The organism is Brachybacterium nesterenkovii, assembly GCF_900163655.1.
Classification (GTDB): domain Bacteria; phylum Actinomycetota; class Actinomycetes; order Actinomycetales; family Dermabacteraceae; genus Brachybacterium; species Brachybacterium nesterenkovii.
This window is the reverse complement of record NZ_FWFG01000103.1, coordinates 1-1,148: the sequence shown is the minus strand read 5'-3', so window position 1 is coordinate 1,148 and position 1,148 is coordinate 1. Positions and strand designations below refer to the sequence as shown.

Annotated in this window: 1 protein-coding gene; it reads right to left on the bottom strand. The window is 69.9% G+C overall.

Annotated features, from left to right (window positions below; genetic code table 11):
* On the bottom strand, positions 1 to 1,011 hold a 1,011-nt coding region (locus FM110_RS12005), incomplete at its 3' end, for an IS110 family RNA-guided transposase (RefSeq protein WP_087104991.1).
* Positions 1,012 to 1,148 lie beyond the last annotated feature (137 nt).

The following is a 1,148-nucleotide window of genomic DNA, read 5'->3' as shown; positions in this document are numbered from 1 at the left end:
GTAGCGCTTGAGGCAGCGACGGATCTCCCGGAGGGTGCGCCCTTCGGCGGTACGGCGCTCGACGTAGGCGCGGGTTCGCGGGTCCATTCGCATGCGGGTGACGACGGCCATGTGGAGTGCTCGGTTGAGGCGCCGGTCGCCACCCCGGTTGATCCGGTGCCGGACGGTGTTGCCCGATGACGCGGGAATGGGGCTGGTTCCAGCAAGGCTGGCGAACGCGGACTCGGATCGAATGCGGCCCAGGTGTGACCACGCGGTCAGCGCGACGGCGGCGGTGACTGGGCCGATGCCGGGCTGGTTGAGCAGGCCACCGGCGGGGCTCTGCTGGACCAGGTCCGTGATCCGCGTGGTGATCTCCTTGAGCTCGCCGTCGAGGACGGCGACGCGTTTGGCGAGCCGGATCGCTTCACCACGGGCGGTGGCCGTGGCGAGCTCTTCGTCGCGGGTGCGCCACGCGGCGGTCGTGGCGATCTGGGTCGCGGTGAGCGGGCGTCGGGCATCGATACCGAGGTCGACCACGCGCAGTAGCGCGGTGAGCGCGTTGATCGTCGCGGTGCGCTCGGTGCTCATGTGGTCGCGGGAGGCCAGCAGGACCTTCACGGCAGCGCGAATACCTTCGTCGGCGCGCGGTTGACGCAGTTGCGTCTGCTGCAGCGGGAGCGCTGCTGCGGCGATGCGGCGCGCATCCAGCGGGTCGGACTTGCCGATGCCGCGGTTCGAGCGAGCGTTCATCCGCGGGGCCTCGACGACGGTGTGTCCGGTGTCTGCTGCAGTGCGGGCAAGGCGTGCGCCGTAGGTGCCGGTGCCCTCGATCACCCACAGCGTGTCGAGGTCCCCTCCGGTGCGGCGCCCGACCCAAGACACCGCGCGTGACAAGCCTGCTGCCGTTGCGGGAAACTGAGCCTCATCGACAATCTCGCCCGTCGGGCAGGCCAGGATCGAGACAGCGTGGTTGCGGGCGTGGGTATCCACGCCGATGACGAACGGGCGGGTATGCGCGACGATAGCCATGGCGATCGACGCTCCTCTCTTCGAGACGGACATGGTCGCGGTCGCCAAGCGGCCGGCACGGGTCCGGGAAGAGGTCACTTCGGGGCGAATCTGTGATGGGCCACGGCCCGAGGGCCGGGCAGTCTCCTGATGAGGTC